The 25,312-nt window shown below is 53.9% G+C and carries 24 protein-coding genes; 17 read left to right on the top strand and 7 right to left on the bottom strand.

What is annotated here, in order from left to right:
• Window positions 1-21 precede the first annotated feature (21 nt).
• On the top strand, window positions 22-2,964 hold the full coding sequence (gene pruA / locus IGQ15_RS08150) for an L-glutamate gamma-semialdehyde dehydrogenase (RefSeq protein WP_297050632.1): 2,943 nt from the start codon (window positions 22-24) through the stop codon (window positions 2,962-2,964).
• Window positions 2,964-4,112, top strand: a complete 1,149-nt coding sequence (locus tag IGQ15_RS08155) for an SAM-dependent methyltransferase (protein ID WP_297050636.1) — start codon at window positions 2,964-2,966, stop codon at window positions 4,110-4,112. Before pruA ends, IGQ15_RS08155 begins: the two co-directional genes overlap by 1 nt.
• On the opposite strand, the gene IGQ15_RS08160 is transcribed toward IGQ15_RS08155, so the two are convergent.
• Window positions 4,109-5,248, bottom strand: coding sequence for a glycosyltransferase family 1 protein (locus IGQ15_RS08160; protein WP_297050638.1), 1,140 nt, complete (start codon window positions 5,246-5,248; stop codon window positions 4,109-4,111). The genes IGQ15_RS08155 and IGQ15_RS08160 overlap by 4 nt on opposite strands.
• 105 nt (window positions 5,249-5,353) lie before the next feature.
• Between IGQ15_RS08160 and IGQ15_RS08165 the strand changes: the two genes are divergently transcribed.
• The 3 genes from IGQ15_RS08165 (at window position 5,354) to IGQ15_RS08175 (ending at window position 7,645) form a co-directional block, all read left to right on the top strand.
• Window positions 5,354-5,935: a PAP/fibrillin family protein gene (locus IGQ15_RS08165; RefSeq protein WP_297050641.1), complete on the top strand. Its 582-nt coding sequence runs from the start codon at window positions 5,354-5,356 to the stop codon at window positions 5,933-5,935.
• A 104-nt stretch (window positions 5,936-6,039) separates the two neighbouring features.
• Entirely contained in the window at window positions 6,040-7,035 is a 996-nt protein-coding gene (locus IGQ15_RS08170; RefSeq protein WP_297050642.1) for a hypothetical protein, read from the top strand.
• A 61-nt stretch (window positions 7,036-7,096) separates the two neighbouring features.
• A complete protein-coding gene (locus IGQ15_RS08175; protein WP_297050644.1) occupies window positions 7,097-7,645 on the top strand; it encodes an NAD(P)H-dependent oxidoreductase in 549 nt (182 codons plus the stop codon).
• On the opposite strand, the gene hemB is transcribed toward IGQ15_RS08175, so the two are convergent.
• From hemB to IGQ15_RS08200, 5 genes are all read right to left on the bottom strand, one after another.
• Entirely contained in the window at window positions 7,642-8,628 is a 987-nt protein-coding gene (gene hemB, locus IGQ15_RS08180; RefSeq protein WP_297050647.1) for a porphobilinogen synthase, read from the bottom strand. The two genes, IGQ15_RS08175 and hemB, sit on opposite strands and share 4 nt — an antisense overlap.
• 154 nt (window positions 8,629-8,782) lie before the next feature.
• On the bottom strand, window positions 8,783-9,331 hold the full coding sequence (locus IGQ15_RS08185; RefSeq protein WP_297050649.1) for an NUDIX hydrolase: 549 nt from the start codon (window positions 9,329-9,331) through the stop codon (window positions 8,783-8,785).
• 5 nt (window positions 9,332-9,336) lie between these two features.
• Entirely contained in the window at window positions 9,337-10,161 is an 825-nt protein-coding gene (gene map / locus IGQ15_RS08190; RefSeq protein ID WP_297050651.1) for a type I methionyl aminopeptidase, read from the bottom strand.
• A 72-nt stretch (window positions 10,162-10,233) separates the two neighbouring features.
• The gene (locus IGQ15_RS08195; protein ID WP_297050653.1) at window positions 10,234-11,676 is read right to left on the bottom strand and encodes a deoxyribodipyrimidine photo-lyase, 8-HDF type; all 1,443 of its coding nucleotides are present in this window, start codon (window positions 11,674-11,676) and stop codon (window positions 10,234-10,236) included.
• A complete protein-coding gene (locus tag IGQ15_RS08200) occupies window positions 11,673-11,987 on the bottom strand; it encodes a hypothetical protein (protein WP_297050656.1) in 315 nt (104 codons plus the stop codon). The genes IGQ15_RS08195 and IGQ15_RS08200 overlap by 4 nt, the downstream gene beginning before the upstream one ends.
• Before the next feature lie 141 nt (window positions 11,988-12,128).
• On the opposite strand from IGQ15_RS08200, the gene IGQ15_RS08205 reads away from it, so the two are divergent.
• The 12 genes from IGQ15_RS08205 (at window position 12,129) to IGQ15_RS08260 (ending at window position 24,445) form a co-directional block, all read left to right on the top strand.
• Complete coding sequence (locus IGQ15_RS08205; RefSeq protein WP_363315823.1) at window positions 12,129-12,539, top strand: STAS domain-containing protein; 411 nt, start codon at window positions 12,129-12,131, stop codon at window positions 12,537-12,539.
• 54 nt (window positions 12,540-12,593) lie between these two features.
• Window positions 12,594-13,049, top strand: coding sequence for a ribonuclease III domain-containing protein (locus IGQ15_RS08210; protein ID WP_297050661.1), 456 nt, complete (start codon window positions 12,594-12,596; stop codon window positions 13,047-13,049).
• Window positions 13,050-13,187: 138 nt separating this feature from the next.
• Window positions 13,188-13,535, top strand: a complete 348-nt coding sequence (locus IGQ15_RS08215; RefSeq protein ID WP_297050663.1) for an ATP synthase subunit I — start codon at window positions 13,188-13,190, stop codon at window positions 13,533-13,535.
• A gap of 41 nt (window positions 13,536-13,576) precedes the next feature.
• Window positions 13,577-14,335, top strand: coding sequence for a F0F1 ATP synthase subunit A (gene atpB / locus IGQ15_RS08220; protein ID WP_297050666.1), 759 nt, complete (start codon window positions 13,577-13,579; stop codon window positions 14,333-14,335).
• Between the two features lie 73 nt (window positions 14,336-14,408).
• Window positions 14,409-14,657, top strand: a complete 249-nt coding sequence (gene atpE, locus IGQ15_RS08225; protein WP_297050668.1) for an ATP synthase F0 subunit C — start codon at window positions 14,409-14,411, stop codon at window positions 14,655-14,657.
• A gap of 61 nt (window positions 14,658-14,718) precedes the next feature.
• Window positions 14,719-15,135, top strand: coding sequence for a F0F1 ATP synthase subunit B' (locus IGQ15_RS08230; protein WP_297050669.1), 417 nt, complete (start codon window positions 14,719-14,721; stop codon window positions 15,133-15,135).
• An 11-nt stretch (window positions 15,136-15,146) separates the two neighbouring features.
• Window positions 15,147-15,677 (top strand): F0F1 ATP synthase subunit B, encoded by a 531-nt coding sequence (locus IGQ15_RS08235; RefSeq protein ID WP_297050672.1) that lies wholly within the window; start codon window positions 15,147-15,149, stop codon window positions 15,675-15,677.
• Window positions 15,674-16,231, top strand: a complete 558-nt coding sequence (atpH, locus tag IGQ15_RS08240) for an ATP synthase F1 subunit delta (RefSeq protein WP_297050674.1) — start codon at window positions 15,674-15,676, stop codon at window positions 16,229-16,231. Before IGQ15_RS08235 ends, atpH begins: the two co-directional genes overlap by 4 nt.
• A 41-nt stretch (window positions 16,232-16,272) precedes the next feature.
• Window positions 16,273-17,784, top strand: a complete 1,512-nt coding sequence (atpA, locus tag IGQ15_RS08245; RefSeq protein WP_297050677.1) for a F0F1 ATP synthase subunit alpha — start codon at window positions 16,273-16,275, stop codon at window positions 17,782-17,784.
• Window positions 17,785-17,960: 176 nt separating this feature from the next.
• The gene (locus IGQ15_RS08250; RefSeq protein WP_297050678.1) at window positions 17,961-20,492 is read left to right on the top strand and encodes a mannose-1-phosphate guanyltransferase; all 2,532 of its coding nucleotides are present in this window, start codon (window positions 17,961-17,963) and stop codon (window positions 20,490-20,492) included.
• Window positions 20,493-20,538: 46 nt separating this feature from the next.
• The gene (nblS, locus tag IGQ15_RS08255) at window positions 20,539-22,497 is read left to right on the top strand and encodes a two-component system sensor histidine kinase NblS (protein WP_297050680.1); all 1,959 of its coding nucleotides are present in this window, start codon (window positions 20,539-20,541) and stop codon (window positions 22,495-22,497) included.
• A 223-nt stretch (window positions 22,498-22,720) separates the two neighbouring features.
• The gene (locus IGQ15_RS08260; protein ID WP_297050682.1) at window positions 22,721-24,445 is read left to right on the top strand and encodes a ShlB/FhaC/HecB family hemolysin secretion/activation protein; all 1,725 of its coding nucleotides are present in this window, start codon (window positions 22,721-22,723) and stop codon (window positions 24,443-24,445) included.
• On the opposite strand, the gene trpA is transcribed toward IGQ15_RS08260, so the two are convergent.
• Window positions 24,442-25,236 (bottom strand): tryptophan synthase subunit alpha, encoded by a 795-nt coding sequence (trpA, locus tag IGQ15_RS08265; RefSeq protein WP_363315824.1) that lies wholly within the window; start codon window positions 25,234-25,236, stop codon window positions 24,442-24,444. The two genes, IGQ15_RS08260 and trpA, sit on opposite strands and share 4 nt — an antisense overlap.
• Between the last annotated feature and the right edge of the window lie 76 nt (window positions 25,237-25,312).

The following is a 25,312-nucleotide window of genomic DNA, read 5'->3' on the forward strand; positions in this document are numbered from 1 at the left end:
GCTCCTCACCCAAGATTCTCCATGACTGGTCTTTACGAAGCACAAACGATCGCGATCGCCCGTCAACTTTGGACGGCTAGCCAAGAGTCCCGCAACTTTTTCAGCCAACTGCGGGAGCAAATGCGCATTGAAGATAAACTCCTCGGCTGGGCGATGGAACATCCGGGGCTACGGGTGCAACTCTTTCGCCTCATTGACTGCCTGCCGAGTCTGCGCAGTAAAGCCGAGGTGGCTCGCCACTTGCAGGAGTACCTCAGTGACCCCAGTGTGGAATTGCCGGAAGGCCTAAAAAAACTCTTGAACTTTGCCCAGCCGGATTCCCTGCCCGCCCAAGCAGCGGCAACCACCTTCACAACAGCAGTTCAAGCTCTTGCCCACAAGTACATTGCCGGTGAAACCACCGAGCAGGTGCTGAAAACCATTGGCCGTTTGCGCAAGCAGGGCATGCTGGTGACGATGGATATTCTTGGGGAGGCGGTGATTACGGAGGCAGAGGCGCAGCAGTATTGCGATCGCTACCTTGACTTGATGCAGCAACTCAGTCCCCTCGGGCAACGGGAGGGCGTGAATCCAGTCCAAGTCTCGGTTAAACTGACGGCCTTTTACTCCCAGTTTGATCCCCTAGATGTGTCTGGCTGCCGTGCCAAGGTGGGGGAACCGATTCGGCGGCTGTTGCATCGTGCCCAAGAATTGGGGGTGGCGGTGCACTTTGATATGGAGCAGTATGCCTACAAAGACATTACCCTAGCCATCCTCAAGGATATTTTGCTAGAGCCAGAGTTTCGCGATCGCGCCGATGTCGGGCTGACACTGCAAGCCTATTTGCGGGACAGCTACCAAGATGCCCAAGACCTGATTACTTGGGTGCAACAGCGGGGTACACCCATCACCGTGCGAGTGGTCAAGGGGGCCTACTGGGATCAAGAACTGATTAAGGCGGTGCAGCAGGATTGGCCATTACCCGTCTATCAATACAAGCAGGACACCGATGCCAACTTTGAGCGGCTGATTGAACTGCTCCTGAGTCACCATACGGTTTTGCGCACAGCGATCGCTAGCCATAATGTTCGTTCCCAAGCGCGGGCGATTGCGATCGCTCAACATCGGCACATTCCGCCCACAGCCATGGAATGCCAAGTTCTCTATGGTATGGCCGATAAACTTGCCAAAGCTCTCGTGGACGCAGGACAAACGGTGCGGGTCTATTGTCCCTATGGTGATCTCATTCCGGGGATGGCCTACCTGATTCGGCGACTCTTGGAAAATACCGCCAATAGCTCCTTTTTGCGCCAACAGTTGGGGGCTGTCGCGGTGGAGGAATTACTGGCACCACCGCAGCCAACGGCGGACTTTGAAGCTGTGAACGTTCATCTGACCACCGGCAAGACTTCAACCTTTGTCAATGCTGCCAATAGCGACTACGCCCGCGCCAGCCAGCGGGAAGCCATTCAAGCAGCCTTAATTCATGTCCATCGCCAACTGGGGCAAACCTATACCCCCATCATCAATGGCGATCGCGTCAATACCCTCGAATACAGCGAGTCCCTCAACCCCTCACAGCCCGAAGAAGTTGTCGGTCGCGTTGGCTTAGCCACCATTGAGGATGCCGAGCATGCGATCCGGGCTGCCAAAGCCGCTCAAGCGCAGTGGCAACAGACCCCCGTGGCCGAACGGGCAACCCTGCTGCGGCGGGCAGCGGATCTCCTAGAGGCACAACGCCATGAACTGGTGGCTTGGATGTGCTACGAAGTGGGCAAGGTGGTGGCGGAAGGGGATGCTGAAGTCTCCGAAGCTGTTGATTTTTGTCGCTACTACGCCGATGAAATGGAGCGCCTCAGCGGTGGCTATGACCGCAACTTTCCCGGCGAAACAAACCATTACCACTACCAAGGGCGCGGCATTGCGGTCGTCATTTCTCCTTGGAACTTTCCCCTGGCGATTCCCACCGGTATGACCGTGGCTGCCCTGGTCGCAGGCAACTGTACAATTCTCAAGCCTGCGGATCCGGCTGCTGTGATTGCTGCCAAACTAGCGGAGATTCTGATTGCCGCCGGTTTTCCGCCGGGGGTATTTCAGTTTCTCCCTGGACGTGGCTCCGTGATTGGCCCCTACCTAACCAAACATCCTGATGTGCATCTGATTGCCTTTACGGGCTCCCAAGAGGTGGGTTGCCGCATTATTGCTGAGGCAGCAGTGTTGCAGCGGGGACAAACCCACATCAAGCGGGTGATTGCCGAGATGGGGGGCAAAAACGCCATCATCATTGACGAAAGTGCCGACTTAGATCAGGCAGTGGCGGGGGTGGTGCAATCGGCCTTTGGCTACAGCGGCCAAAAATGCTCCGCCTGTTCGCGGGTGATTGTCTTGGAGTCCATCTATCAACCCTTTGTGCAGCGCTTAGTGGCGGCCACCCAGTCCCTGAATATTGGACCCGCCCATTTGCCCAGTACCCGTGTTGGACCGGTGGTGACGGCAGCCGCCCGCGATCGCATTCAGGAATACATTGCCAAGGGACAGCGGGAAGCGGAACTGGCCTTGAGTGTACCGGTGCCAGAAGTGGGGTATTTTGTCTCGCCTACAATCTTTACCAATGTGTCCCCCACCGCCACGATCGCCCAAGAGGAAATTTTTGGCCCGGTGCTAGCGGTATTACGGGCAGAAACCTTCAGCCAAGCCCTTGAAATTGCCAATGCCACTGCCTATGCCCTGACGGGGGGGCTGTATTCGCGGACGCCATCCCATATTCAGCAGGCCAAAGCCCAATTTGCCGTAGGGAACCTGTACATCAATCGTGGGATTACGGGGGCGATCGTGGATCGGCAGCCCTTTGGTGGCTTTAAGCTTTCGGGGATTGGTTCCAAAGCGGGTGGCCGCGACTACCTGCTGCAATTTCTGGAGCCGCGTGTTATTACCGAGAATGTGCAGCGCCAAGGGTTTGCCCCCATTGCTGGAGTGGATGAATAATGCCAAAAGGCACTCAGGCCGACCTTCAGGAGCGCATCAGGGCAGCGGGGGCCATTTCCTTCTGTGAGTTTATGGCCTTGGCTCTCTATGCACCGCAGTGGGGCTACTACAACCGTCCCCAAATACAGATTGGTCGGCACGGCGACTTTATCACGTCCAGTAGTCTGACGAGAGACTTTGCGGAACTGCTCACTGAGGCTTTTGTGCAGATGTGGCAGGCCTTGGAGCAACCGCAGCGGTTTACCCTCTTGGAGATGGGGGCGGGTGAAGGCCAATTTGCGGCTGGGGTCTTGGGCTATAGCCAAGCGACCTACCCTGATTTCTTTGCCGCCCTTGAGTACCAGATTCAAGAGCACTCCCCCACTTTACGGGAACACCAACGGCAACGCTTGGCCCCTTGGGGCGATCGCCTGTGCTGGCGAGGCTCTGACACTCCTGCTGAACCGATCACTGGCTGCATCTTTAGCAATGAACTCGTGGATGCTTTTCCCGTGCATCGGCTGCAATGGCAGGGGGACGATTGGCAAGAAATTTATGTCAGTCTCGATGCCCAAGGGGCATTGCAAGAGGTCTTGCGTCCCCTCAGCGACGATCGCATTCACCAGTACTTTGCCACCGTTGGTATCGATCCACAGCAGCAGGGCTACAGCAACGGCTACCGTACTGAGGTTAATTTGAACCTAATCCCGTGGCTCAAGGATCTGAGTCAGCACCTAGAGCGGGGCTTTGTTCTCACCATTGACTATGGTTATCCCGCCCAGCAATACTATCATCCCGCCCGGTGTGAGGGTACCTTGCAGTGCTACTATCAACACCGCTACCACAACAATCCCTACTGCTTTGTGGGCGAGCAGGACATTACGGCCCATGTGGATGTGACCGCCTTGACGCGCTATGGTGAGCACTTTGGCCTTGAAACCCTCTATGTCACCCGCCAGAGTTTATTTCTCATGGCCTTGGGTTTGGGCGATCGCCTACTGGCGCCACAGCAGAGTAATGGCAATCTTCTTCAAGCCCTGAACCGCCATCAATCACTCCACCAACTCATTGACCCCCTAGGCCTCGGTGGCTTTTACGTCGTTCTCCAAGGCAAGCAGGCCAACCTCGATCTACCGCAACTTAGGGAAGCAGATCCGAAATTGGGTTAATGACTAAGAGCCACATCCCGTTGGGGGACTGGCAAAACCGAGCGATAGTACTGCTCTAGTTGCTGGGTGGCCGCCGCCCAACTCCAGCGTTCGGCTTCTTGGCGGGCATTTTGGCGTAGGGTCTCGCGATCGCCCGGGGAGTCAAAAAGACGCTGACAAGCCGTAATCGCTCCTGTAGGATCCGCTGGATCAAACAAAAACCCATTCACCCCGTCAGTGACGATATCCGGAATCCCCCCACTGTTGGCAGCCACCACAGGACAGCCCGCCGCCATTGCTTCTAGGAGAACCAAGCCAAGAGTTTCCGTGCGCGAGGGAAAGACAAAGACATCAGCAGAGGCAAAGGCCGATGCCAAGCGTTCCCCCCGCAGATAACCGACAAAATGGGTGGGGGTACCCGCAAAGTGCTGCTCAAGAGCTTCCCGATGCGGGCCATTGCCCACGAGCGCCAGTCGTGCTTCGGGAATCTGCTCCAGAATGGGTTTAATTTGCTCAATTTCCTTTTCAGCAGAGAGGCGACCGACGTAAAGCAGCAGGGGCGCTTGCGGGTGCCCTTGGCTGAGAAAGTAACGCATTTCTTGACTTTGGCGGTGTGGATGAAACAACTCCACATCTACCCCCCGCTGCCAGAGATCGAGATAGCGAATGCCGTGCGCTTTCAGTTCTGCCACCATTGCCGTTGAGGTGCACAAGTTGAGTTGAGCACGGTTATGGGCCAACCGCAGCAGCGACCAGAGTACCTCTTCAAGAAACCCCAAGCCATAGTACTTCAGGTATTGCGGCAAATGGGTGTGGTAGGAAGCAACCAAAGGTAAGTGGAATTTCTGCGCATAGTACAGACCCGCTACCCCCAAGACTGCTGGGTTCGCCACATGGATCAGATCGGGTTCAAAGGCCTCTAGGGCTTTACCAATGGCGGGTCGCGGCAGGGCTAATTTGAGTTCAGGATACAATGGGAGGGGAAAACCGGAGACACCATAGATCTGCGCGCCTTCGTAATGGTCTAGCCCGCCCTCGGGAGCCACCACCAACACCTGATGGCCATTCCGTTGCAGATGGCGGACGGTTTGGCACAAGCGGGTAACAATGCCATCAATTTTGGGCAAAAATGTCTCGGTAAATAGCGCGATCCGCATTTCGCTAACCTGAATGGGAGGGGGATTTTTCCCATTCTCGAATTAGGGGGGTCTTGACGCAACCCATTGGGGCGAAAAAGTTCCTTGCACAAGGAGGGGTAAACTGTGGCAAAAGCAGAGTTATTGATGGCGATCGCTGGCCTGAATCGAGGTATTCTAGCCACACCGCGCGATCGCAAACAGGTGGCCGCCCTTGCCGCTTCCCTTGAAGCCATGAATCCCACCCCAGCTCCCCTCAATGCCCCTGAAAAATTGGCGGGGGATTGGCGACTGATCTACACCAGTAGTCAGGCTCTTCTCGCTTTAGATCGCTCTCCTGTCGTAAAGATGGGGCAAATTTATCAGTGCATTCGTCCACAACAGCAGCGCATCTACAATATCGCTGAACTCTATGGGTTGCCCTTCCTGGAGGGGATTATCAGTGTGTTGGCGCGCTTTGAACCCTTGACCCAACAGCGCGTACAAGTGTATTTTGAACGTTCCATTGTTGGCCTGCGTCGGTGGCTCAATTACTATTCTCCTTCCCAATTCATTCCCCAACTCCACAGCCGTCAGCCGCTGATTGCCCTAGATGTCCCCCTCAACAGCAATGATCAACAGGGCTGGCTCGACATTACCTACCTCGATGAGGATTTGCGAATTGCCCGAGGCAATGAAGGTAGCCTTTTTGTCTTGACCCGTGTGTAGCCTCGATGCCCTGTACCGTTAGACTAAGGAAGAGTGGCATCATTCTCACATCCTATCTAATGGAAACACAGCCCCCCAAGCAACTTAGTTTTCCATGGAATCCGATGATTTCTGAGCTTGCAGCGGAAAGTGCACTGGCCACTGATCTAGCCTCAGAGGGTGAGAATAGCCAACGGCGCATCCAGCATTTAGAGCAAGCCATTGATCAGTGCCAGCACTATATCAATGAATTAAAGCAACAACTGCGCAATCAGGCGTTCCTTGAGGATTTACTGGCTCGCACTGAGGAAACCGCTCAGATTCAACAACAGGCGATCGTTGCCCTCCAAGAACAATTGCGCTCCCAAGCCACCTGTGCCCACGAGTTGGCCGAAATGAGCCACCATCGCCAATCCTTGGAAACCATTCTTCAGCAATCGCAAACGGAAATTGAGCACCTGCATCAGGAGGTGGATCGGCTCCTCAAGGCTCAAGATGCCCTCGAGGCTAAATTGGTGAATAGCCATCGCCTCCTGCGGCAACGGGAACAGGACTGCCAACTCCTTGAATCCCAACTGCGCCAAGTCCAAGAGGAAAAAGCTCTCCTGCAAACTCGCCTTGAACAAGCCCGCTTAGAGTTGAGCGATCGCCAAACCCAAATGGAGGATCTCAACCGTCGCCTCACCCAAGCGAACCATTTGATTGAAACCCAAGAACGGATTATCACTGCGCTGCAACAGGCGCAAGGATCAGAGGCCAGCAAAAACAGTGTTATTCAGGGACTGAGTAAAACCCTGCTAAAAACCCAAACCAAGCTACAGGAATTGGAACGGGACTATCAGCAGCAGCGCTTGCAATATATGACCACCCAGCACTACAACCAAGAACTGGAGGCGCGCACTAGTCAACAACAGGAACGCCTACAACACCTAGAAGCCCAAATTGCTGAACTGCAAGAGCAAATTCTCCATCAGGCGCAGCAGGCACGGGAGCAGGAAACCGCTGTTCAACACTGGAAGGATCGCTACACCGAGGCCGAGCGATCGCTAGCGCAGTTACAACGAGTCATTGCCCAGATGGCTACGGGCGGCTCCATTTCCCTGAATGAGATTCCTTGTTAGGGAAGATGGTTGAACAAATCTAAGTTTTATATAATAAAACATAGTCATTACGAGTTTGTTTATGGTGAAATTCATTGGTTGGGCAGGGAGTCTGCGGGATGGCTCCTACTCTCAAAGCGCCCTAGATGTTGCCATTGCCAAAGCAGCCGCCCAAGGCGTTACCGTTGAACGTCTTGATTTGCGGCAGATGACACTTCCTTTTTGTACGGGTGCTGAGAGCTACCCTGACTACCCCGATGTGGACACCTTTCAAGCCAAGGTCAAAGAAGCCGATGGCATTTTGCTAGTGACCCCAGAGTACCACGGCAGCGTTAGCGGTGTGCTCAAGAACTCCCTTGATCTCCTCAGCTTTGAACATCTCAGCGGCAAAGTCGTGGCCATGATGAGTGTCCTTGGTGGCCAAACCAACAGCAATGCCCTCAACGATCTACGGGTGATTCTGCGCTGGGTGCATGCTTGGGTGATTCCAGAACAGGTGGCCATTGGTCAGGCGTGGCAAGCCTTCACACCAGAAGGGCAATTGAGTGATCCCAAGCTCGAGGAGCGAGTGGACAAAATGATTGCCAGTTGGATTCAGACCACCCGTCAACTACGAGAAACAAGCGCCTAGTTCAATCCCTCTTGCAGCCACTGCGCCACTTGCTTGGCATGGTAGGTGAGAATGACATCGGCACCTGCCCGCTTAAAGCCAAGCAAGGTTTCTAGCACCACTTTTTTCTCATCAATCCAGCCATTGCGGGCGGCGGCTTTCACCATCGCGTACTCCCCAGAAACGTTGTAGGCGGCCACAGGAACATCGCTCACCTGCTTGAGTTGGGCAATGACATCCATGTAGGCAAGGGCAGGTTTCACCATCACCAGATCGGCGCCCTCCTCAATATCCAAGCTGACCTCCCGCACTGCTTCGCGGACATTGGCGGGATCCATTTGGTAGGTTTTTTTATCACCAAACTTCGGTGCCGAATCTAAAGCATCGCGAAAAGGGCCATAGTAGGCAGAGGCGTATTTCGCAGAGTAGGCGAGAATCCCCACGTGGGTATAGCCTGCAGCATCCAGACCGGCTCGAATGGCACCGACACGGCCATCCATCATATCCGACGGGGCAACAAAATCGGCCCCCGCAGCCGCTTGACTCACTGCCTGTTTGACCAGCACCTCTACAGTTTCGTCATTGAGAATTTCGCCATTTTTGACAATGCCATCGTGGCCTTCACTGCTGTAGGGATCAAGGGCGACATCGGTAAAGATTAGCAGGTCGGGTAAAACGGCCTTAATGGCACGTACCGATCGCTGGACAAGCCCCTCAGGATTGTAGCTTTCGGTGCCTGCATTGTCCTTGAGGTGCTCAGGAACGAGGGGAAACAGCGCGATCGCCCCAATTCCCAAGGCATAGGCCTCCTTCAGCTCTAAAATCAGGCGATCCAGCGTATAGCGATAGCAGTCGGGCATTGAGGGGACTTCCTGCACCTGATCTTCCCCCTCCATGACAAAGACTGGATAAATCAAATCCCCTGTGGTTAGGGCATGCTCGCGCACCAAGCGACGAATTTGAGCCGTGCGGCGTAAACGGCGAGGCCGATAGGTTAGCTCCATAATTCAACAATCAAAAACTGACTAATGTCCCAGTTCAAACGGCTGTGAATCAGCACGTACAACCTTTGGATTATTTCCGCATTATCTCACCTTGAGGGATCAAGACTGTGGGCGGTGCAGGATGCTTACAAACATTTACGAAGAACTTCAGTGCTCAAGCGGGTTGAAGATAGGGCAAGGCCAGATAGAAACTGGTGACGGTTTTGGCATCTTTCACTTCACCCCTATGAATCGCGGCGGCCAAGTCAGATAGAGAAAACTCCACAACTTCAATGTGCTCGTCGGTGTCCTGAGGCGGGGGTGTCTCTAGTTTCTCCAGCTCAGTGGCCAAGTAAGCATAGATCACTTCATCAGAATAGCCGGGGGCAATGTAAAACTCCCCCAGTTTTTGCCAATGGTGGGCGCGGTAGCCCGTTTCCTCTTCAATTTCCCGCTCAATTGTAGCAAAGGGCTTTTCGTGATCCTCAACGGTGCCCGCTGGGAACTCCAGCAGATATTCCTCAGTGGCAAAGCGGTATTGTTTGACAAGGATCAGGTTGCCCTCTGGGGTCACAGGGACAGCTAATGCCCCCCCCGGATGCCGCACCGTTCCCAAGATCGAGACAGACCCATGGGGCAGGCGATATTGATTGACCTCAAATGTAAACTTACGACTGCGGCAAAAGCAGTGGCGCTCGAGGACTTCGGGGGAGATTTTAGTCATAGGGGTTAGACAGAGGTGCGATCGGTGAGGATTTCATAACCCGTTTTGGTGACCAAGACCGTGTGCTCAAATTGGGCAGAGAGGGAATTATCAACCGTAACCGCTGTCCAGCGATCGCGCAAAATCCGCACCTGTTTTGACCCCGCATTCACAATGGGTTCAATGGCCAAGGTCATCCCCGCCCGCAGTCGCACATTCTTGAGTTCATTGGTGCGGAAGTTAAATACCGAAGGTTCTTCGTGGAGATTGCGCCCCACGCCGTGGCCAGTAAAGTCCTCGACTACGACAAAGCCATTGGCTTCGACATAATCTTGAATAGCACCCGCCAAATCCATGAGGTAGTTGCCTTCTTTCACCTGCTCAATGCCTCGGTAGAGCGCTTCTTCAGCAACTTTGACAAGCTTGGCCGCTTCTTCGGAGATTTCCCCCACTGGAATCGTAATGCAAGAGTCGCCATGGAAGCCATTGTAGTAGGCACCGGTGTCAATCTTAACGATGTCGCCACTGCGAATCACTTTGCGGGGGCTGGGAATCCCATGAACCACCTCGTTGTTGATGCAAGCGCAAATGGAGGACGGAAAACCCTGATAGCCTTTGAAGCTCGGTGTTGCCCCCATTTCGCGGATGCGTCGCTCGGCATAGGCATCGAGATCCGCCGTCGTCATGCCCGGCTCAATCATCTGGGAGATTTCCTTAAGCACCGTCGCCACAATGCGCGAGGCCTGCCGCATAATCTCAATTTCGCGCTTGGACTTAATTTCAATGCCACGGCGGGGACGGGTTTGGACGGGGGTGGGGGAGGGAGTGAGCAGACTACCAAGGATATTCATGGGCGCGATGCAACCGCAAAAATCGTTCTTTTTCAGGATAACGCTGTTACCCTGATCAGGGGAACGTTAATTTTATCCTTGAGGGATTGGTGAACGAAAATGCGTTTGATAGAGTTGCTTAAATCGCTGCTGTTGCTGCCTGTGATCCACAATCGGCAAAGGATAGCCGTAGCGACGGCGCTCTTGGGGAGAAATAGTTCCCGTCACCAAATCTGCCGTGTCTAGGGATTTCAATTCCGGCAGCCAACGGCGAATATACTCCGCCTCAGGATCAAATTTTTGCGCTTGACTGGCTGGGTTAAAAATCCGCAGCGGCTTTGGATCCATCCCACTGGAGGCACTCCACTGCCAACCGCCATTATTGGCTGCTAAGTCGCCATCAATCAGCTTTTGCATAAAGTACTGCTCACCCCACTGGGGATTGATGATCAAGTCCTTGGTGAGGAAACTGGCCACAATCATGCGGCAGCGGTTGTGCATCCAACCCGTTTCATTGAGTTGGCGCATGGCGGCATCCACAATTGGGTAACCGGTGCGACCCTCACACCAAGCGGCAAAGTGTTCTGCGTTATTCAGCCAAGGAAAAGTGGCAAATCCTTCACGATGGGGGCGCTCCACCAAGTGGGGAAACCAGTAGAGGGCGTGCTGATAAAACTCCCGCCAAGCCAATTCCTGCTGCCACGTGCGAATACTCGTTTGTGCCTCTTCACTACGGGCTGCGGCCATAGCGGCCTGACTGGCTGCCCAGACACGGCGAATACCAATGACACCGAACTTGAGCGCAGGGCTTAAGAGGGAGGTTCCGGGCTGCGCCGGATAGTTGCGCTGCTCACCATAGTCTTGAATGTGCTGGTCAATAAATGTCTCTAGTTGTGCTTGGGCAGCGGCTTCACCGGGAGCAAGGATCAGTTCTCCTGACCAATGAAATCCCAAATCCTTGGCCGTGGGGAGAGAAATCGCTCCCAAGGTTCGCGCAGTTGCTTGTTCTATTTCGCTGAGGGGTTCGAGGTGTCTGGGGCTGGGGAGAGGCTCTGGTTTAACTAAGCTTGACCAGTTACGCCAAAAGGGGGAATAGACGGTGTAGGGCTGTCCCTGTTTTGTTTGTACGGCCTCTGGGGAATGCAGAAGTTGATCCCAAGCGGTTTCCACGGCAATTCCCTTTTCTTTGAGGGCAGCGGCTACTGTGCGATCGCGATCGCGACCGTAGGGTTCCACATCCTCGTGCCAATGCACCGTCACCGCCCCCAAGCCATTGGCCACTTGGGGCAGAATTTGACGCGGGTCACCGTAGAAAATCAAAAAGCTCCCCCCCAGCCGCTGATAGGATTCCTGCAGAGCCTGTAGGCAACCCACGAGGTATGTCACCCGCACCGCCGCAATGTCCGAGGCACGGAGAATCGCTGGATCAAAGCAAAAAATGCCAACTACTTTGGGAGTTTGGGTATAGGCAGCCGCCAACCCCACACTGTCACTCAGGCGCAAATCGCGACGATGCCAAAATAAGCGTAGGCTCATCGCCCGTTCATCCTAGGCGTACTAGAAAAGAGCACCAATACATTTGTTGTTGCGGCTTTAACTTCCGGGGGTTCATTGTCGGCAGTAATTTTCTGAAATTCCTCATAGCTCATTTTTTCTTGGAGGCGGTTTATCAGGCAAGTGCAATAGCGATCGCCAAAGCCGGGAGGCGCTGGCGCCGCAAATTTGGTTTGACACTCCCGCATAAAGACCGCGATCGCCGCCGGCGTTTCTTGAGCCATAGTGGATAAACTCAGCAATCCCAGACCGCCACTGCTGAGAAGGCTCATCACGAGTTTGGATAATTTCATTAGGGCGACTCCTAGGCGCGATACCTGATCCGATTCTGGCAAAGAGCTTCCTGCGGTTGCTGCACTTCCAAACTTTTGTTGAGTTGCCGATCAAGTCATAGACAAGAATGCCACGTTTATCTATACTTGTCTTCTATCGTTTTGTGTGTCCAGTTATCAGCAAAGGAGGCTCTCATTTCTGAACCACTTGCCCTCACCCAAAGCCTAAGGGGTACCCGTGAGATTCGCGATAACTATCAAGTGTTTCGCCTGACGGGTCTCATCGATGCGTTTTCCGAGTCGGCCTTTCGCAAGGTCATTAGTAAGTGTTTTGACGACGGACCTGCCAACATCATCTTAGATCTTTCAAAAATTGAGTTTATTGACAGCTCTGGCCTCGGCATTTTAGTACAACTGGCCAAAAAAGCCCAAGAGCATCAGGGTCAACTGCAAATTGTCACCAACCCCCGCGTCACCCAAACCGTCAAACTTGTGCGTTTAGAAAACTTTTTGCGCCTTCAGCCGGATCTGGCGACGGCGATCGCCCAAATTAGCGGGGAAACCCATTCTTAACCATTCTGTTCCTGTGGCAGTAAAACTAAGGGGGGTCTCTTTAGCTAAAACGTCATGCTGGACTCTGCTGGATTATTGCCCCTTGTCCCCCCCAAAATTCCCGCCCATCAACTACCGCCGGCGGCTTTGGCCTACTTTGGTGACGCCGTGTATGAACTCTTTATCCGCTGGCTTTTTCTAACCCCGCCCCAACGCATCAATACCTACCACCGCCAAGTGGTGGCGCATGTCCGTGCCGAAAGTCAAGCCCGCTACATGGACTTCCTTTGGCAGCATTGCACCGAAACCGAACGCTCGATTTTTCGTCAGGGTCGCAATGCGGCTGCCGATGGCCCAAAGCGAGTTGCTGCAAAAATCTACCGCCAAGCCACCGGCTTTGAAGCCCTACTGGGATACCTTTACCTCACCAACCCTCAACGCCTACAGGAGATTTTTCAACTGCTTGAGCGGCACATTCGCAATGAAATAAACAGCAATATCGACGAAGCAGAATCCCGTAATGAAATGTAACCACTGCATGATAGGATGCTTAGTGGCCAGTTCAAGGCATCCTCGGATGCTCCCTATTCTGCTGTGACCGTTCCCGATTCTGCTTCAGCACCCTCTGCGCCATCAACCGTTGCCAATTCCCCAAAGAGGGGCGGCTCGATGGCCGGGTTTTATCAACTCTGTCGCGAATTATTCACGACAAGCCTCGTGCTGATGGCAATCGCCTTTGGAGCGGTTTGGCTCATTTACGGCCTGAACACAGCATTGAATTACCTTTTGGGGGCAAGTGCAAGCCTCATTTATCTGCGGCTCCTCGCCCGGAGTGTGGAGCGCCTAGGAAATGACCAGAAAAAGCTGGGGAAAACGCAGCTGATTGTCGTCGTGGTTGTGATTATTTTGGCAGCCCGTTGGCAAGAGCTACATATTATTCCGGTGTTCTTGGGGTTCTTAACCTACAAAGCCGCCATTCTGGTCTATATGTTTCGTACGGTTTTGCCGTCCCCTTAACGCTGGCTCACTGTAGTGCTTAGACAACCGAGCGCGGAGGCATGATGCCTTTGATACACCTTTGGACAGCTCTTCCCCTTGCCAAGTTGGAGGTGGGGCACCATTTCTACTGGCATATTGGCAACCTAAGAGTTCACGGTCAAGTCTTCATCACCACTTGGTTTGTGATGGCCATTCTGATTGCAGCAGCCTTTGCAGCCTCGCGGAATATCCAACGGGTGCCCAGTGGTATTCAAAACCTGATGGAATACGCGCTGGAATTCATCCGCGATTTGACCAAGAGCCAAATGGGTGAGCACGAGTACCGAGCTTGGGTTCCCTTCGTGGGGACACTGTTCCTGTTCATTTTTGTTTGTAACTGGTCAGGGGCACTGGTACCGTGGAAACTCATTGAACTGCCAGAAGGGGAGCTAGCAGCACCCACCAATGACATCAATACCACCGTGGCCTTGGCTTTGCTGGTCTCCTTGGCCTATTTCTATGCCGGGCTACGCAAGCGGGGGCTGAAGTATTTCACCAAGTACATCGAGCCAACGCCCGTCTTACTTCCCATTGCCATCTTGGAAGATTTCACAAAACCGCTTTCCCTGAGCTTCCGTCTTTTTGGCAACATCTTGGCGGATGAATTGGTGGTGGGGGTCTTGGTGTTGCTGGTGCCCCTGTTTGTGCCCTTGCCTGTGATGGCTTTGGGACTCTTCACCAGCGCCATTCAAGCCCTTGTGTTTGCCACCCTGGCAGCCACCTATATTGGGGAGGCCATGGAGGGGCATGGCGGCGAGCACGAAGGGGCTCACTCCTAAAAGGGGTACATACCCTGCTATTGTTATCTCTGGAAATTTTGTTTCGTTCTACTACGTCTCGAGGAAATCAATTATGGATCCGTTAGTCGCTTCTGCTTCTGTTTTGGCTGCTGCTCTGGCTGTTGGCTTGGCTTCTTTAGGACCCGGCTTAGCCCAAGGGAATGCTTCTGGTCAGGCTCTAGAAGGGATTGCGCGGCAACCGGAAGCGGAAGGTAAAATTCGGGGTACACTGCTGCTGACCTTGGCATTCATGGAGTCCCTGACCATCTATGGTCTGGTAATTGCGCTGGTACTCCTGTTTGCCAACCCCTTTGCATCCTAATTAACCCCAGTGGGGGAGGCTTGGATGAGCTTTCCCCCGATCCCCCATTCTGGAGAGGCTGATGTTTGATTTTGATGCCACCCTACCCCTGATGGCTGTGCAATTCTTAATCTTGACCGTCATTTTGAATGCGCTGCTGTACAAGCCCTTGGGTCAGGCGCTGGACAATCGGGATGAATATATCCGAACCAACTTGCAGCAGGCCAAGGAGCGGTTGCAACAGGCCACTGAACTGGCTCAGCAGTACGAGCAGGAATTGGTCAGTACCCGTCGCCAAGCCCAAGCCTTGATTGAAGAGGCCAGAGCCGAGGCACAAAAAATTGCCACCGCCGAAATTGCCGAAGCACAGCAGGCCGTGCAGGCAGAGTTACTCAAGATTCAAGCAGAAATTGATCAGCAAAAGCAGGCGACACTGCAAGCGCTTGAGGGTCAAGTTGCCAGCTTGAGTGAACAGTTATTAGCGAAGTTACTGGCCTAGGAGTGTGGGTCATGGACGCAGTATTTCTATTGGCAACGGAAGAAGTGGGGCAGTTTGGCATTAACACCAATTTGCTCGAAACCAATGTGATCAACCTTGCCATCATTATTGGGGTATTGGTGTATTTTGGGCGAGGCGTACTGGGCAAAGCCTTGGGCGATCGCCAGCAAAAAATTGCCGCTGCCCTTGCGGAAGCCGAAGAACGCCAGAAAGTGGCTGCTGCCCGCCTCGTTGAAGAGCAGCAAAAACTGGCTCAGGCCAAGCAGGAAGCACAACGCATTCGTGAAGACGCCCTTGCCCGTGCCAAGGCTGCCAAGGAAGAACTCATTGCCCAAGCCAAGCGGGAAATTGAGCGCTTGAAGGAAACCGCTTCCCAAGACACCACTGCCGCCACTGAGCGGGCGATCGCCGAAATTCGTGAGCGGATTGCCGCTATGGCACTTGCAGAGGCCGAAAAACAACTCAAAGCGCGTTTGAGCCAAAATCCAGACCTTCAGCGCACCCTTGTTGATCGCAGTATTGCCCTACTAGGAGGCAAATGATGCAGACCACTGTCCGTGGTGAACTTGTTGAACCCTATGCCGAGGCACTGCTGTCGTTGGCACAAACCCACAACCTCATTGATCGGTTTCAGCAGGATACGCAGTTGATTTTGGAACTCCTTGCCAGCTCCAGTGAACTGCAACAGTTTGTCGCCAATCCCCTGATCAAGCCTGAGGCTAAAAAGAATGTCCTGCGGCAGTTGACAGTGGATAAGGTGCACGGCTACTTCCTCAACTTCTTAATGTTGCTCGTGGATCGGCGGCGAATTAACTTTCTTGGCCCTATTTGTGAGCAGTATCGTGCCCTTGTCCGCAAACTCCGCAATGTGGTCTTGGCGGAAGTCACCAGTGCCGTCGAACTCAACGACGATCAACGCCGTGCAGTGGTCGAAAAGGTCAAAGCCATGACCGGTGCTGCCGATGTGGAGCTTGTCACTGCCTGCGATCCCGAACTGATTGGTGGCGTGGTGATTAGAGTGGGTTCCCAAATCTTTGATGCTAGTCTGCGGGGTCAACTCCGCCGCCTCAGTCTCACCTTGGTGCAAGCCGCCTAACGTCCCCTTTGTAAACTGTTCAACCCTTGAGAGTGACTTCTATGGTAAGTATCCGACCCGACGAAATCAGTAGCATTATTCGCCAGCAAATCGAGCAGTACGAACAGTCGATCAAAGTCGATAATGTCGGTACTGTCTTGCAGGTGGGCGATGGCATTGCCCGTGTCTATGGCCTCGACAAAGTGATGGCCTCAGAATTGGTGGAATTTGAAGACGGCACCGTGGGGATTGCCCTCAACCTCGAAGAGGATAACGTGGGGGTGGTGCTGATGGGCGATGGCCTCGGCATCGAAGAAGGCAGTACGGTGCGTGCCACTGGCAAAATTGCCTCGATCCCCGTGGGTGAAGCGGCGATTGGTCGGGTTGTGGACGCCCTAATGCGCCCCATTGATGGCAAAGGGGAGATCCACACGACGGAAACCCGCCTGATTGAATCCCCGGCTCCCGGTATTGTCCAGCGCAAATCGGTGTGTGAGCCGTTGCAAACGGGGATTACCGCTATTGACGCCATGATTCCCATTGGTCGGGGTCAGCGGGAACTGATCATTGGCGATCGCCAGACGGGGAAAACGGCTGTTGCCATTGACACGATTCTGAACCAAAAAGGCCAAGATGTGATTTGCGTCTATGTGGCCATTGGTCAAAAAGCGTCCAGTGTGGCTCAAGTGGTGAACGTGCTGCGGGAGCGGGGGGCGCTGGAGTACACGATTGTGATTGCCGCTAACGCCAGTGATCCAGCCGCCTTGCAGTATCTTGCCCCCTACACCGGTGCCACGATTGCTGAGTACTTCATGTACCAAGGCAAGCACACCCTCGTCATCTACGATGACCTCTCCAAACAAGCCCAAGCCTATCGGCAAATGTCGCTGCTGCTGCGTCGTCCCCCCGGTCGTGAAGCCTATCCAGGGGATGTGTTTTATCTCCACTCCCGCCTCCTGGAGCGTGCCGCCAAACTCAACGATGCCCTCGGTGGTGGCAGCATGACGGCGCTTCCTGTGGTTGAAACTCAAGCCGGTGACGTGTCTGCCTACATTCCCACCAACGTCATTTCCATTACCGACGGTCAAATCTTCCTCTCCTCTGACCTCTTCAACGCTGGCTTGCGGCCTGCCATCAACGCGGGGATTTCCGTGTCGCGGGTGGGTTCTGCTGCTCAAATCAAGGCCATGAAGCAGGTGGCTGGCAAACTGAAGCTGGAATTGGCGCAATTTGATGAACTGCAAGCCTTCGCCCAGTTTGCCTCCGACTTGGATAAAGCCACCCAAAACCAACTGGCGCGGGGTCAGCGGCTGCGGGAAATTCTCAAGCAGCCCCAGTACTCACCCATTCCGGTGGAATACCAAGTGGCAACCATTTACGCCGGTACCAATGGCTATCTTGATGATATTCCCGTTGAGGCAGTGGCTAAGTTTGTTGCCGGTCTGCGGGACTACCTGCACACAAGCAAGCCCGAATACGGCGAAATCATCCGCACCACCCAAAAACTGGATGAAAAAGCTGAAGCGCTCCTGAAAGAAGCGATCGCCGAATACAAAGCTGGCTTTACCGCCTAGGCGCGATCGCGCCCTATCGTCAGTCTGAACCTGCCCTCTACCAAGGGTAGGTTTTTTTATGCCCCGCCTACTCTGGAGTATCAAAAATCATTGCAGTTTCCTTCAACTATCCCCCTGAGCCTTCCGTCCTCTCCTACACTGGGATCCTAGGGCGAGGTTTGACAAAGGAGAAAACAGTGCGTGTCGTCCTCATGGCTGGGGGAAGTGGTACTCGGTTGCGTCCCCTCACCTGTGATCTACCTAAGCCAATGGTGCCGGTAGTCAATCGTCCCATTGCCGAGCATATTCTCAATCTCCTGCGCCGCCATAGCCTTGATGACGTGGTCATGACATTGCACTATCTCCCCGATGTCGTGCGCGACTATTTTGGCGATGGGAATGAGTTTGGGGTGCACCTGAGCTATGTCGTTGAGGAAGAGCAGCCCCTTGGCACAGCAGGCTCAGTAAAAAACATTGCCAATTTGCTAACGGATCCCTTTTTGGTAGTCAGCGGCGATAGCATTACCGATGTCGATTTAACCGATGCCCTACGTTTTCACCAGCAGCACGGTGCTCCCGTAACCCTCATCCTTGCCCGTGTGCCTCAACCGAAGGAGTTTGGCATTGTCTTTACCGATAGCGATGGCCGCGTGCGGCGGTTTCTCGAGAAGCCCTCAGCGGGGGAAATCTTTACGGATACGGTAAATACGGGCATCTACATCCTCAGCCCTGCTGTCATGGACTACCTCAATAGCGGCACTGAGCGGGATTTTTCGCGGGATTTGTTCCCATTGCTGTTGCAGGCGGATGTGCCGATGTATGGCTATATCACCGATGCCTACTGGTGCGATGTCGGTAGTCTGCAAACCTATCAACAGGTGCAACAGGATGCCCTCTATGGCCGCGTGCACTTGGAAATTCAGGGGCACGAAGTTCAGCCGCAAATTTGGATAGGGCACAACACCACATTACCGCAAACGGTTCAGCTAGAGGCGCCGCTAGTCTTGGGCAATAACTGCCGCTTAGGTGCGGGGGCCACCCTTGGGGCGGGGACGGTCTTGGGGGATCACGTGATTGTTGGCAATGGCAGTCAGTTGCGCTCAGTGGTGGCTTGGAGTGGCTGTTTTATTGGGGATGACAGTGAATTGGAGCATTGCATTTTAGCTCGCCATATCCATGTCGATCGCCATGTAAGGCTGCATGAAGGGGTGGTTATTGGCAGTCGCTGCGTGGTCGGTGAGGAAGCCAGCCTGAGTCAGGGGGTGCGCCTTTGGCCGGGAAAACGCATTGAAGCGGGCGCCATTGTGAATGAAAGCCTGATCTGGGGCACAACGGGGCAGCGCTATCTCTTTGGGCAGCGGGGTGTGGCCGGTGTGGCCAATGTGGACATTACACCGGAGTTTGCTGTGCGGCTGGCGGCAGCCTATGCCTCAATCCTTGAGCCGGGAACTAGTGTGCTAGTGTCGCGGGATCAGCGCAATGTGTCGCGGATGGTGGCCCATGCCCTGATGTCGGGGCTGATGTCAGTGGGGATTCATGTCCTCAATTTGGAGGCGATCGCCCTGCCGATTGCCCGCTTTGCTGCCCAAACCCTTTCAGTCAGCGGCGGAATTCATGTGCGTGCTCATCCCGATCGCGCCGATCAACTGTTGATTGAGTTTTTTGACCATAAAGGCATCAACCTGAGTAAAGCCAAAGAGCGGCAAATTGAAACCGCCTACTTCCGCGAAGATACTCGCCGTGCCTTACTTACGGATGTTGGTGTCATGACCCATCCCAACAACTGCGTGGCCGCCTATGCCCAAGGCTTTGAAAAGTGGCTAAATACCCAACTGTTTTATGGTAGCCCCGCCAAAATTGTCATTGACTATGCCTATGCCGTTTCTGGGGTTGTCTTGCCCCAGATCCTCAGTAAGTTTGGCTGTGATGCCGTTGTTCTCAATGCCACCCTGCACCCAACCCCCGTGAACATTCTCGAGCGACAGCGACTCCTGCGGGAACTGGGACAGGTGGTGACAGCGCTGTCTGCCAGTTTGGGGGTGCAAGTCTCCGCCAATGGCGAGCGGTTCACCTTGGTGGACAATGCCGGTCAGGTGTTCAGTGATCAAGAACTCACGGCTCTAATGACCTACTTGACCCTCTTGACCCATGCGGGGGGCACCGTCGTGGTGCCGGTCACAACCTCTAGTGCCGTGGAGGCGATCGCTCACCAGCAGGGAGGACAAATTATCCGCAGTCGCACCAACCCGACTGATCTCATGGAAGCCTGCCAACACCACAGTGGCGTTGTCCTAGGGGGTTCTGCAGAAACCGGTTTTATCTTCCCGAAACTGCATCCGGGGTTTGATGCCATGTTTACGATCGCCACCCTGATCGAATTGCTGGCATTAATTGGCAAACCCCTCACCGTCATGCGCCAAGAACTGCCCCGCGTCCACTACTATCACCGCCCAATTCGCTGTCCTTGGATTGCCAAAGGGTCACTGATGCGCCACTTGGTGGAAACCCATCCCCGCAACCACTTAAGTCTCATTGATGGCGTCAAAATTGGTGAACCCAATACGGACCATTGGGTACTGATTCTGCCCGATGCCAGTGAGCCATTGGTACACCTCTACGTCAATAGTCCCGATGCCACTTGGAGTGAGCAGATGCTGCAACGCTATAGCCGCCGCATTGAAGAGTTTGCCCGCTTGGAACCCCTCTCAGGTGCCACAATAAAGATGTGAGCAAAATCCCGTAGGATCAGGGAAAAATTTTCGCACGTTAGGCGTAATGGTGGTGTTGAAAACCGAGAAAACCCAAGGGAACTTGAGCGATAAATTGCGGGGAATTGCCCGTTGGTGGTCGGAATTCAAGATTCAAACCCGCCTCATGGCCACAGCAACCCTCGTGGTCTCGATCATCATGAGTGGCCTCACCTTCTGGGCGGTGAACACCATTCAAACCAATGCCCACCTCAATGACACCCGCTATGGCCGCGATTTAGGGTTACTCCTAGCCGCTGACGTGGCGCCCCTTGTGGCCAAAGGGGATACCGCCGCTGTAGCTGAATTTTCCCGTAAGTTCTATGAGCGCAGTGCCAGTATTCGCTACATTCTTTATGCGGATCCTGAAGGGGAAATTTACTATGGCCTGCCCTACTCTGCCCCCCAAGTAGAAAGTGCCCTGACGTTGCGCCGTCGTATTCAACTGCCAGAGACCTACCGTGCCAGTCAAGAACCCCTCGTGCGCCAACACCAAACCCCCAATGGCTTGGTTGCCGATGTCTTTGTCCCCCTGACCTTCAACGGCGAAAACTTAGGGGTTGTTGCCTTGGGGATTAACCCCAACCCAACATTTATTGCCTCTGCCAATCTCACGCGGGATCTCACGATCGCCGTCTTTGTCTCCCTCTGGATCATGGTGATCTTGGGGGGGGTCTTCAATGCCCTCACCATTACCCAGCCCATTAAAGAATTGGTGCAGGGGGTAAAAAACATTGCAGCGGGGAATTTTAAGCAACGCATTAACCTGCCCTTTGGCGGTGAACTGGGGGAGTTGATCACCAGCTTTAATGACATGGCCGAGCGCCTTGCTTCCTACGAAGCCCAAAACATTGAAGAACTCCAAGCCGAGAAAGCAAAACTAGATACCTTGGTGTCCACCATTGCTGATGGGGCGATTCTCTTAGATACCGACATGCGAATTATTCTTGTCAACCCCACGGCTCAGCGCCTCTTCAACTGGGAAGGGATGAACGTCATTGGCCAAAATGCCCTCAACTGCTTTCCAGCGCCGGTGTGCGAAAGGCTGACCTGTCCCCTTTACAAAGCCTCTCGCGGCGAGTCAGAGGGGGGAGAATTTCGGGTGACGCTGCAAGAACCTAGCTCGCGATCAGTCCGGATTCTGCTGACAACGGTTATGGATGTGCAGCGGGAAAAACCCAAGGGCATTGCGATTACGATTCAGGACATTACCCGTGAGGTGGAACTCAACGAAGCCAAAGCGCAATTGATTAGTAATGTCTCCCACGAATTGCGCACACCCCTATTCAATATCAAATCGATCATCGAAACCATTCAAGAGTACGGCAGCAGCCTCAGTGAAAAAGAGCAACAGGAATTCCTCGAAACCGCTAACCACGAGACCGATCGCCTGACTCGTCTTGTGAATGATTTCCTCGATATTTCCCGCCTCGAATCGGGTCGCCCCTATCAATTTGGCTCGGTACAGATGGCGCAGGTGATTGATCAGATCATGCGCACCTACCAACTCAATGCTGCCAATAAATCTATTACCCTAACTGCTGAAGTGGAAAATCCCCTGCCACCGGTTTGGGGCAACTACGATCTGCTCATTGGTGCGCTCACTAACTTGGTGGGCAATGCCTTGAAGTTTACCCCCGAAAATGGACGGGTGACGATTCGTGCCTATGTCTGGCATCCCCCTAGCGATCCAGAGCAGGAACGAGTGCGCATTGAGGTCGCCGACACGGGTATGGGGATTGCCCCAGAGGATCAACCCCGTGTCTTTGAACGCTTTTTCCGCGTTGAGAATCGCGTGCATACCCTAGAGGGGACAGGGCTGGGGTTGGCCATTGTCCAAGATATTATCCACAAGCACAATACACAAATTCATTTAATTAGTGAACTGGGGGTCGGCAGTACCTTTTGGTTTGATTTGGCCATTGATGAATCTGCCCTCGTTGATCATCCTGATGGCACTGCTGAAACAGCGCTGCCCCCCACTTGAAACACATTGATAGGGGGATGAGGGCGATCGCCTCGCCTTGCCAACAACCACACGTGCTCTGCTAAAATCTGAGGGCAAGAATCAATAACTCCTCACGCCAATGGTTGCTTAGGCTTGGCCCTTAGGAAGAAAAATACAGATTTCTGTATTGATTTTGACAGATTTCTGTATTGATTTTGCTGCTCTATCTAAAACCGAATAACTAAGCATTGAGGCTGAGGACGTGAAAACAAACTTATTTACACCCGTTGCCCTTCTCTCTATTCTCGGCAGTACGGGAACGGTGTTACCTGCTTTAGGGATTCCGATTATCACTCCCACCCAACAGGATATTCAGCCCCCCCTACCGGATCCGCCGCCCCTACCCCCCACCTCGCCGCCTGTTCTTGAACCACCCCCTTCACCCCCTAGCCCGCCCCCCGAGTCGGAAAGTGTTTTAATACCTGTACAAAAAATTGTTGTTGCAGGTAGTACTCTCTTTGGGCCTGCGGAATTTGATCCAATTATCAAGCCCCTCGAAGGACGACAGGTGACGCTTGCAGAGCTACAGGGTGCTGCTGATGCAATTACAAAACTCTATCTCGAGGGGGGCTATTTGACCTCTCGCGCCGTTTTAGGCGAGCAGGTGGCACGGGATGGGGTGATCACGATTCAAGTGCTTGAAGGCCGCCTAGAGAACATTCGTATTGAAGGGAATAAAGGGATTATCCAGCGCTATATTCGCAGCCGTATTGCCCTCGGTGCCGGCGTGCCTCTCAACTCCAATCGTCTGGAAGAGCAGTTGCGGCTGTTGCGAACGGATCCTCTCTTTGCCAATCTTTCTGCTAGTCTGCGACCCAGCACGACGCCCCAGGACAGTATCTTGGTGGTACGGGTGGTACCTGCCCGCTGGTTTAATGCCGCTTTTGGTCTGGATAACAATACGCCGCCAGCGATCGCCCCGGATCGGGCCACGGCCTTTTTGGGATACAACAACCTCAGTGGTCGCGGCGATAGTGTCTATGGCTCCTACGCCATCGGTAATAACCTAGGCACGTTTGACTGGGGAGCGTCCAACACTGTGGAGTTTGGCTACAGCCTGCCCCTCAATGCGATGAATGGCACACTTACCATTCGCACCGTACAAGCAGACAGCGAAATTACCCGCCCCCCTGCCCTTGCTGCTTTTAATATTCGCAGTGAGTCTTCTATTTACCAAGCCAGTTTTCGCCAGCCGGTGATGCGCAATATCCGCGAGGAACTGGCTTTTGGCATTGGCTTCTTGATGCAGTCGGCACAGACCTTTGTTTTGGGAGTGCCAGCCCCCATTTCCATTGGTTCTGATCCATCGGGCTATAGTGCGACCCGTGTTCTAGAAGTGAGTCAAGAATATATCCGCCGTGATCCCCAAGGGGCATGGGTCTTTCGCTCGCAGTTCAACTTTGGCCTGCCCATCTTTGGCGCCACGGAAAACCCCAGTCCGACCCCTGATGGTACTTTTTTTAGCTGGCTGGGACAGGGACAGCGGCTGCAACGCCTTTGGGCAGACCACTTCTTGATTTTGCGCACCGATGTGCAACTGAGTCCCAATAGTCTGCTCCCCTTTCACCAATTTGTGATTGGGGGTCCCCTGTCGGTGCGGGGTTACTCGACCAATACTCTCTCTGGGGATAATGGCCTGCGGTTCTCTGGGGAAGCCCGTTTTCCCGTGCTGCGCACTGCCAATCGTCGCCCAATTATTTCCATTGGGCCGCTGTTTGATCTGGGGGTGGTCTGGAACAATAGCCGTAACCCTGGGGGTGCAGTGCCCGATAATGTGATTGCCGGCCTAGGCATGGGACTCTTGGTGCAACCGACGCCCAACTTAGACATTCAGTTCCAGTACGCGACACCATTGATTGATCTGCCCGGTCAAACCCGTAGTTTGCAGTCCGATGGCATTTACTTTTCGTTGACGGTGCGTCCCTAGGGTCTATCGAGGGCGGCGCGGAGTGATTGACAAAATTCGGTGACGGCAGCAACCCCCTGATCTGGTTCCGCTAGACGTTTGACAAAGGCACTGCCGACAATGGCAGCATCGGCGCCCCAATCGCGCACTTGGCGGGCATGCTCTGGACTGGCAATGCCAAACCCGACACCAATGGGCTTGGGCGTGATTTGGCGTAGGGTATGTAACAGTTCCTGAACCCGAGTGGCCATTTCTTGGCGCATGCCAGTGACACCCGTGGTGCTGACAAGGTAAATAAATCCTTGGGAAGCGGTGGCGATCGCCTGCATCCGTTCGGTCGATGTGGTGGGTGCAATCAGCAGTGTCAATTCCAAGCCTAAATTCGCTGTCTGTGCGAGAACTGGTTCCGCTTCCTCAAGGGGCAAATCAGGAATCACTAATCCCTTGATCCCGGCTTGGGCAACCGCTTTCAGAAATGAAGAGACCCCCCGATGGTAGATGGGATTGTAGTAGGTAAATAAAATGAGCGGCGCCCCCAGTTGGCGGTGCAAGTCCGTTGTCATTTCTAAGACCGCCTCGAGGCGAGTTCCCCGTTGCAGGGCGCGGGTGGCGGCTGCCTGAATCACGGGACCATCGGCCAAGGGATCAGAATAGGGCATTCCCAGTTCAATCATATCTGCGCCATGGGCATCCAAGGCTTTGAGGGCAGCAACCGTGGTCTCTAAATCAGGATCGCCGGCGGTCAAAAAGGGAATCAGGGCACAGCGTTGACGGGCACGACATTGCTCAAAGCGTTCAGAAATTGTAGGCACAGTCACGGGCAGTCGCTCTCAAAGATGCATAACAATTGTGCCAGATTGGAGACAGCCCTTTTCTAGAATATGAGAT

The sequence above is a fragment of the Thermosynechococcus sp. M98_K2018_005 genome, from assembly GCF_015295825.1.
Taxonomy (GTDB): domain Bacteria; phylum Cyanobacteriota; class Cyanobacteriia; order Thermosynechococcales; family Thermosynechococcaceae; genus Thermosynechococcus.